We start from the raw sequence: 8,574 nt of genomic DNA, 5'->3' as shown, positions 1-8,574 counted from the left end.
GATGCCCGATGCCCGATGCCCGATGCCCGATTAAGTCCATATTTTATCATAACTTTATTATTCCTCATACTTATTTTTATTGATTTATTATTATAAAATAAACAATTAACATCATTTTTGGTAATTCCAAAATGGAACTATAATGTATAATAATTCAACTTTATTTTAGAATAAAAATTTCATTTTTCACCTACTTTTTTGTAAAGTTTTGTTAAGCATATAAAAATCCTTAACCAATCGAACCACTGTATGTGTGGTTAACTTTTCCTCTGTTTATAGAATTGGTAAGGTATTGATGCTACATACATTGGTTTTTATGGTAAGTTTTAATGCATTGAAATGCCGCTGTCACAACCTATAATTTTTTCTTATCATCATCAGTTATGCGTCTTCCGCTATTGTCATACCACCAATAATAAGTCGATTCAACTTTAAACGGATGCTGTGGATCAGCATTATCTATATTATTATAATTCTCAATCCTATCTAAATTGTTTGATGTATAAGTTACCACTTTAAAATCATTAAGCGTTAAATTACCATCAAATCCGTTCACTTCACTAGATTTTATAGTACCACTCACCTCACTATAAAAAACACCGTTGACAGTACAACCATGTTTATCTGCACTCGATAATGCCACCACTTGCTGGCATTCCTAGCAATGACCAGACTTGAAGTCGCTTTTAGTATTGCATTAGCTGAACTAACTATAGCCAATTGTGATAGTAAGATTAAGCTGGTTTTGATGCTAGACTATTTTACAATAAACTTCTTTCCCCAACTTTTTGTAAAGTCTTGTAGCCACGTTAGCTTTTCAATTTCATCATTAATAGATATAATCTATTTAATCAACTATATTTAACAACTTTTCTTTAATTTAAAGTAACGTATAGTATTTATATGTAAAAAACTTATTCGAGGTGAAAATGTATACTGTAATTTTTGGGCGTCAAGGTTGCCCTTATTGTGTTCGAGCTAAAGAACTAGCTGAAAAACTTTCTCAAGAGCGTGATGATTTTTCTTATCGTTATGTTGATATTAACGCAGAAGGCATTACTAAAGAGGATCTGTCTAAAAGTGTTGGTAAACCTGTTGAAACAGTACCTCAAATCTTTATTGATGAAAAACCAATCGGTGGTTGTACTGATTTTGAAGCTTATGCAAAAGAGCATTTAGGTTTATTTAAAGAATAATGTAAACGAGTGTATTAAATTCAAGCCACCATTTGGTGGCTTTTTAATATTTACTTGTTATTAACGACCTGGTAGTTTTTTCCAAGTTACCTCGTTACGTAAATAAGTTGGTTCTACTTGCTCAACATTAACTACTTCATTCTTTAACCATTTATTCTTAGCAAGAACGACTAGATCCTGTGCGTGAGGTAATAAGATATCACTCTGTCTTATTCCTTTAATCATATCTGGATAAGTTTGCCAACCAGTGCCAGCACAATAACTATCATTACCTATATTTTCCACTTTTTCTATTACTTTTTCAGGTGCAATAACACATTCTGAAATAACTGTTTGCCATTGATTATTGCTGTAAGAGTATTGTCCTAAATAGACTTCACCCATTCTGGCATCAATTGTAGCAATGACTTTTGTGGCTTTTTGTGTTCGATATACACCTTGAGCCAAGGTCATCAACGTTGAAACTCCTATCATTGGTTTGTCAATGCCTAATGCTAAACCTTGTGCAACACCAATGCCAATTCTAACGCCAGTAAAACTACCAGGTCCTTGTCCAAAGGCTATGGCATCAACTTGAGCTAGTGAACAATCTGATAGTGCAAGAAGCTTATCCACCATTGGTAATATTTGTTTAGTATGATCGCGTGCTGATATGATGAAATCATGAGTGATTTCATTACGGTAAAGTAAAGCTACCGAACATGCTTCTGTTGAGGTATCAATAGCTAAGATAGTACTCATTTCTTTTCCAAAATATTTAATTTTATAAGTTAGTTTTAGATAATAAAAAATTAATAACTTTATTTACATCTCGTGTTCTTGGCGATGGAGGCAAACTATTAATAAATGTTGCACCGTAAGGTCTCATAACCAAGCGATTGTCACAAATAATAATTGCTCCGCGGTCATTATGATGGCGAATTAATCGACCTACACCTTGTTTTAAGGTAATAACAGCTTCAGGTAATTGCACATCATTAAATGCATCTCCACCTTGCATTTGGCAATCTTCCATACGAGCTTTTATTAAAGGATCGTCTGGAGATGTAAATGGTAATTTATCTATAATAACACAAGATAAGGTATCGCCCCGAACATCAATACCTTCCCAAAAACTACTGGTAGCAATTAATAAGGCGTTTCCGCTATGTATAAATTGCTCAAGTAATTTTACTTTGCTTGTTTCACCTTGTACTAATACTGGTAATTTGGTGAGTTCTTTAAACTGTTTTGCTAAAGCATTCATCATGGCATAAGAAGTACATAGGAAGAAACAACGTCCATTGTTTGCTTCAATAACTGGCAATAATATATCGACCAATTTTTCAGCATTACCTTGTTCATTAGGAGAAGGAATATAACGCGGAACACACATGACAGTTTGATTTAAATAATCAAATGGGCTTTCTAAAATAAGGGACTCGGCATTTGTAAGACCAAGGCGCTTAGTAAAATAATCTAATTTATTATCAACAGACAAGGTTGCCGAGGTAAAAATCCAACTACCTTTACGTTCTGCTAATAGTTCAGAAAATTTATCGGCCACTGATAATGGCGTTATCGCAAAAACAAAATGATTATAAATACATTCATACCAATAACTAAATCCAGTTACATATGTTTCACTTAATTTTTTTAATAAGCTGATGTATTGATTTACTCGTTCAAAGCAGTTATCTAATGCTGTAGATCGCCCTATTGCCAACATTAAAACCTCACGACAAAAATCTAATGCATCATAAAGATAAGATAACTCTTTTTTTATTGCTTGCTGTTTGAATAACACTCGCAAATTACCTTTAGGTGGTTGCTGATTAATTGCAATACGCAAATCTTGAACACTTTTTTGCAATTTATCTGCACACTGCTGTAGCTGAGACATATCTTTTACTTCAGTACGATAGCTAAGCGTTATCTCTTTTGCAAGTTCTAGTAGCTGACGACTAGTTAACTGTTGTCCAAAATAGTGACAAGCCAGATCTGGTAACTGATGGGCTTCGTCAAAAATCATTACATCAGCCTTAGGAATAAGCTCACCAAAACCTGTATCTTTTACCACAACATCGGCTAAAAATAGATGGTGATTAACAACCACAATATCCGCATTTAAAGCACGCTTACGAGCCTTAACAACATAACAATCATTATAATGTTCGCAGTCACTTCCAAGACAGCTTTCGTTTGTACTGGTCAATACTGGCCAAATTGGGTTTTCTTCCGTAACAGTTATACACTTGCTAATATCTCCATCTTTGCTTTTAATTGACCAATTTTTGACACGAACTAAATCAACACGTAAATCTTTATCAAGATCTCCTGCAGCTGCATATTGATTATACAATCGTTCTAAACAAAGATAATTCGATCTACCTTTAAGAAGAGATATTTTGCCAGTGTAATTTAATGCTTTTTTGATAATAGGCAGATCTTTACTAAAAAGTTGATCTTGTAGATTCTTGGACCCCGTGGAAAGTATTACTTTCTTTTCACTACGTAAAGCGGGTACTAAATAAGCGAATGTTTTACCTGTTCCAGTTCCAGCCTCAACAACAAGAGGCTGTTGCTTATTTATTGACTCTGAGACTTTACTTGCCATGTTTCGTTGTGGCTCTCTTGCCACAAATCCATCAATAGCTTTAGCCAATAAACCATTTTCAGAAAAATCATCAATCACTTAAAATATACCTAATAAGAAATAAGTTTAAAATATCGACAAAAATTAGAAAAGATATTTAAGGATGAGTACAACGTTATGAACGTATAACTGTTTATTCTACATTGAAAAGAACTCTATATAACAAAATTTAGCAACTTAAAATTTAAATAATATGCATACTATATCAATAATTGTTGAAAAAAGACATATAGGAATTTTGCAAAAGTATCAAATTATTTCATGAGAGCAAAAGAAATTATGCCTGCACATTATCGCTAGCATTTATAGTTATCAGGCTAGAAATGTATTATTAATTAATATATGCTTACAAAAGATCGACAACCCTAATATATAGTAAACAAGTTTTAAAAATTGAATTATACAATACATCCCCAACTCTTTGAATTAAATGTCAATAAAAATCATAAGGGATGTTAAATAACTAACCAAAAATAATTATAAAATAAATATAGAAATAGCTAAATCTCTATTTATTATTTAACCATTTCATATATTCTATTGTTCCTTCGGTAACAGTTTTAAATTTAATTGGACAACCAGATTCTCGGAATTTAGTCATATCTGCTTGTGTAAAACGCTGATAACGACCTTCTAAATGTTCTGGAAATGGAATATATTCAATTTCACCGTTTTGATAATAACTAAGAACAGAATCAGCAACACTTTGAAATGATTCTGCTTTACCTGTTCCACAATTATAAATTCCTGAGATTTTATTTTCCCAAAACCATAAATTAACATCAACCACATCTTCAACATAAATAAAGTCACGTTTAAATACATCGCTACCAGCAAATAATTTGAGTTTTTCTCCCTTATGAAATTGTTCATTTAAATGAAATGCTACACTAGCCATACTACCTTTATGTGTTTCATGAGGACCATAAACATTAAAATAACGAAAGCCACATACTTGTAAGTTAGTTTTTGGCAAGATTTCTCTCACATATTGATCAAATAAGAATTTAGAATATCCATAAATATTTAGTGGTTTTTCATAAGCTTTATCTTCGATAAAATTATCGCTACGTCCTCCATATGTTGCTGCAGATGAAGCATATAAAAATGGAATCTCAAAATCTAAGCAATAATGCAATAGATCTTTAGAATACTGATAGTTATTTTCCATCATAAATTTACCATTCCATTCAGTAGTTGAGGAACATGCCCCTTGATGAAAAATAACGTCAATACCCAAATCTTGATTTGATAAAATTACCGAAAGAAATTCATCTTTATCCATATAATCAGCAATATCTAAACCAACTAGGTTAGAGAATTTTGTCCCATCAGTTAAATCATCAACAACAAGAATATCTTTATACCCTTTAGTATTCAAACCTTTTACAATATTACTTCCTATAAATCCTGCTCCGCCAGTTACAACAATCATAGTAATTATCCTTCTCAATTAATAACCAAATAATTATATTCGAATTCTTAAATTAAAACTAATTAAAATATTATGAGTAATTGTTATAATTATTCAAAAACAAATTTACTTATATAATTTTTTATAGAAATAAAGTTTGGTACAATAAATAATATTAAAATAACTTATTTGTATAGAGAAATGCTAGAAAATTTTATTAATATTATCCGTAAACTTAATAGAAAAAGAAATTACTTCACTAAAGAAGTAAAACTTTTAATCTTGTCTTTTAAGATAAAAAAAACTAAATTAGATCTATCAAAAATAAATAAGATTACTATTCAAGCCTGTAAAAATGGACTAGGTGATGCAATTATTATATCTGGTTTACCAAAGATTTTAAAATCTCAAGGCTACCAAGTTACGATTTTGACAATAACAAAAAATGCTTTTCTATTTGAAAATAATCCTAATATAGATAAGGTTATTTGTCTTGATAAACCTTTAACGAAGAGACAAACACAGATATTGAAATATTTAGAATGCGATCTTTTTATTGACCCAAATAATAAAACAAGTTACTCAAATTGGGTATTTAAAGTAATAAAAAAAATAAAACCAAAACACACTATAGGTTTTAACTACCCTAAAACGTACCGGATATATGATTCAATTATAAATTATTCTGACTATAGCTCTCATTTTAGCAAAAGATTTATCTACATTCTTAGACATATAAATATTGAAGTTAAAGAAAAGGAATATAAATATGACCTTTATTATCCTAACAAATATGATTTGCAAGTAGAAAGAATCTTATCTAACTATCAAAATAAAAAAATCTGTATCTTTACTCCTTATGCTTCCTCTGAACGTAGAAGTTTTTCTGAAAAGCAAGTTCAAAATATACTCAATTTATTATCAAATTATCCAAATTTAATAACTATAGTTGTAGGTTTACCTGATAAAATAAATAAATTATGCCAATCTCCCAATGTTTTAATAAATTCATTAGATCATTTCTTTTATGCTGTTTCGCTTGTAAAACATTGTAATTTTGTCATTTCAGTTGATACATCAATTGTTCATCTTTCAAATGCATTCAATAAGCCTCTAATTAGTATTTATAGCTCTGAAGTTGATATTTTTGATCCTAGATATGAAAATAACAATGTATATAAACCAAATTATGATAAAGCTATACAGATCATTGCTCCTGGAGATACGGCTAAAAATTTAGACATAAATATTTTACAACAATATATTAATAAATATCTCACTACATAAAAATGAAATCGATAATAATAACAACTTATTAAATAATTAAACAAACTTTAGGATATAAAAATAATTTAGAAATTAAAAATTTCATCATAAGATTTTTTCTCAAATATATGAGAATCAAGTGCACTATCTAAAGACATATTTTTAACTTCTACATTTAATTTTTTCATAACCTCACTAGCATGTTCAAAAGCTGGAAGTATGTTTTTTTCAAAATCCAATGCTAACTGTGAGTAAGTAATATTATCTGGTGTTTCGTAAAATCTTGGTAAATGAAAATTATTTAAATCAACTCCAGCCAAATATAGTTGTTTAAAGCCTAAGTATATAGCAATTTGAAGGGTCCAATAAACCACAGTTTTGGCAGGAAATACACCATGAGCTATATTGGTTTCAAAAGCCAATGGTTCATGCTCTTTATTTTTATTGTTATAAAAATAAATGCTTTTATTTCTTTGAGGATCATTTTCTATTTCAGATAATGTTCTCAAAGGTTCATAAGTAAGTTTAAATGCATCTTCTATCAATGCTATTTTACAAAGAATAGATTTGTATCCAAATAAATTTATTATTTTTACTAATCCATCAACTTGTAAAAATAATAAAAGTTTTTTATTAGATATAATTTTTTTAACTATATCTGAACGCTGAGAAAAAAAATGAATATCCGTTATAACATACAAATTAAAGTTAACTTTGTCTTTTAGACAGTATGAACCATTAACACCAAGAGTAGAAATCAATTGAGAGTGCTTAAATGTTATTTGATTAATCGAGGGACCAGAGGCTATAATAATCAGTTTACCTCTATAAGAATTTTCTAACGATTTAAGATCAACTATGGGTACTTTCCTTCCTTTGTAGGAAAAATCCACAATCTGCCCACACTCTCCACGAGAAATTTTTATATATGGCCAACGCTTTCGATTATGTTTATAACGTTTTGAATGAGCTAGCCTATATATTAATTTGAAAAATTCATCTTTTAATTTCATTATCATTAATATTATTTTTTAATTTTAACTTTAAATATAAAAATGCATATTTTATAGTCTCAAATACACGACCTTGTTTTAAAAATCTTTTGGCATATATTCTATAATCAGAAATTCTCATTTTATCTTTATAACTTTCAAGCGGGCAAGATCTCCATGAAGTAAAATGTTTATAAAAAACATACCAATCTTGAGCCATACCTAAATGTTCTAGGTACCAAGGTTTTCTTGCTCCTGTAAAATGAATAAAATAAGGTATTTTTTTTTCGGTTTTCAAAAATTTATTTTGGTCTTTCTCTGAAATCCAAGTAAATAAATAATTCCAATCATGATCAATGATTAATACATTGTTCTGCAATACTATGTTAAGAGCATCTTGATCGGGATAAAGTAACTGTTTCCTATGCTCTAATAGAATGTTATTAATTTTTTCTTCAGTATGAAAATCATTCCATTTTTTTACATTTATATATAAAAATCCCGAATTAAAATAATTGCTCGTAGATAAATTTAAACGTTGAACATTGTTTTTTATATTTTCTTTATTTAAGGAGTCAACACTAGCAGCGCAAACAACATTATCTATATTAATATTATTAATAGCTGAAATATCTTTAAAACAGAGTATATCAGCATCTAAATAAATTAACTTATCAACCTTTTCTTTTAGTAATCTAGGAACCAAAAGTCGAATATACATTGAACGGTTTAAATGCTTTATAGCATACTCATTATCATACTTATCTAAAAAACCCTCAGGTATAGAATAAACGCTAATATTTAAATACATTCTATTCAATTTATCTATATCTTCTTGTGAAACATCATAAAGAAAAACATGGAATTTTAAAGAGTTATTCAAATTATTAAAATAAATTGATTGAATAGCTATAGCTACGTACTTCAAATAGTTTCTATCAGAGCAAAAAGCAATATTAATGCTATCTTTTTTATCATTCATTTAAGTTTATTTCCACCATCATTCATTTGCTACCGATAATATCTTTATTTGGGCATACTAAAATTATTATTTTCCACCTAACAATATAA

Annotated in this window: 8 protein-coding genes; 2 read left to right on the top strand and 6 right to left on the bottom strand. The window is 29.3% G+C overall.

What is annotated here, in order from left to right:
- Nucleotides 1-355 precede the first annotated feature (355 nt).
- Nucleotides 356-643 (bottom strand): hypothetical protein, encoded by a 288-nt coding sequence (locus tag J6569_RS05025; RefSeq protein ID WP_296317918.1) that lies wholly within the window; start codon nucleotides 641-643, stop codon nucleotides 356-358.
- Nucleotides 644-929: 286 nt separating this feature from the next.
- Here J6569_RS05025 and J6569_RS05020 point away from each other — a divergent pair, with 286 nt between their 5' ends.
- On the top strand, nucleotides 930-1,196 hold the full coding sequence (locus tag J6569_RS05020; protein ID WP_034912061.1) for a GrxA family glutaredoxin: 267 nt from the start codon (nucleotides 930-932) through the stop codon (nucleotides 1,194-1,196).
- A gap of 60 nt (nucleotides 1,197-1,256) precedes the next feature.
- Here J6569_RS05020 and tsaB read toward each other — a convergent pair whose 3' ends face one another.
- The 3 genes from tsaB to rfaD all read right to left on the bottom strand — a co-directional run bounded on the left by tsaB (nucleotide 1,257) and on the right by rfaD (nucleotide 5,266).
- Nucleotides 1,257-1,937, bottom strand: a complete 681-nt coding sequence (gene tsaB, locus J6569_RS05015; RefSeq protein ID WP_174799110.1) for a tRNA (adenosine(37)-N6)-threonylcarbamoyltransferase complex dimerization subunit type 1 TsaB — start codon at nucleotides 1,935-1,937, stop codon at nucleotides 1,257-1,259.
- Nucleotides 1,938-1,959: 22 nt separating this feature from the next.
- On the bottom strand, nucleotides 1,960-3,870 hold the full coding sequence (locus tag J6569_RS05010; RefSeq protein WP_296317916.1) for an ATP-dependent DNA helicase: 1,911 nt from the start codon (nucleotides 3,868-3,870) through the stop codon (nucleotides 1,960-1,962).
- A 469-nt stretch (nucleotides 3,871-4,339) separates the two neighbouring features.
- Entirely contained in the window at nucleotides 4,340-5,266 is a 927-nt protein-coding gene (rfaD, locus tag J6569_RS05005) for an ADP-glyceromanno-heptose 6-epimerase (protein WP_085165024.1), read from the bottom strand.
- Nucleotides 5,267-5,446: 180 nt separating this feature from the next.
- Between rfaD and J6569_RS05000 the strand changes: the two genes are divergently transcribed.
- Complete coding sequence (locus J6569_RS05000) at nucleotides 5,447-6,532, top strand: glycosyltransferase family 9 protein (RefSeq protein WP_296301363.1); 1,086 nt, start codon at nucleotides 5,447-5,449, stop codon at nucleotides 6,530-6,532.
- A gap of 65 nt (nucleotides 6,533-6,597) precedes the next feature.
- Here the strand turns inward: J6569_RS05000 and J6569_RS04995 are convergent, their stop codons facing one another.
- Entirely contained in the window at nucleotides 6,598-7,524 is a 927-nt protein-coding gene (locus J6569_RS04995; protein ID WP_085165028.1) for a hypothetical protein, read from the bottom strand.
- Nucleotides 7,508-8,485, bottom strand: a complete 978-nt coding sequence (locus J6569_RS04990; protein ID WP_296317915.1) for a glycosyltransferase family 8 protein — start codon at nucleotides 8,483-8,485, stop codon at nucleotides 7,508-7,510. Before J6569_RS04990 ends, J6569_RS04995 begins: the two co-directional genes overlap by 17 nt.
- Nucleotides 8,486-8,574 lie beyond the last annotated feature (89 nt).

Origin of the sequence: Gilliamella sp. (genome assembly GCF_024104075.1) — a bacterium.
Classification (GTDB): Bacteria; Pseudomonadota; Gammaproteobacteria; order Enterobacterales; family Orbaceae; genus Gilliamella; species Gilliamella bombi.
Note: the sequence above shows the minus strand (reverse complement) of the source record. Positions and strands in the feature narration are given on the sequence as shown.

Bases quoted from the DNA above. Each gene is read 5' to 3' on its own strand.
- J6569_RS05020 (WP_034912061.1), top strand. From the start codon at position 930: ATGTATACTGTAATTTTTGGGCGTCAAGGTTGCCCTTATTGTGTTCGA.
- tsaB (WP_174799110.1), bottom strand. From the start codon at position 1,937: ATGAGTACTATCTTAGCTATTGATACCTCAACAGAAGCATGTTCGGTA.
- rfaD (WP_085165024.1), bottom strand. From the start codon at position 5,266: ATGATTGTTGTAACTGGCGGAGCAGGATTTATAGGAAGTAATATTGTA.
- J6569_RS05000 (WP_296301363.1), top strand. From the start codon at position 5,447: ATGCTAGAAAATTTTATTAATATTATCCGTAAACTTAATAGAAAAAGA.
- J6569_RS04995 (WP_085165028.1), bottom strand. From the start codon at position 7,524: ATGAAATTAAAAGATGAATTTTTCAAATTAATATATAGGCTAGCTCAT.
- J6569_RS04990 (WP_296317915.1), bottom strand. From the start codon at position 8,485: ATGAATGATAAAAAAGATAGCATTAATATTGCTTTTTGCTCTGATAGA.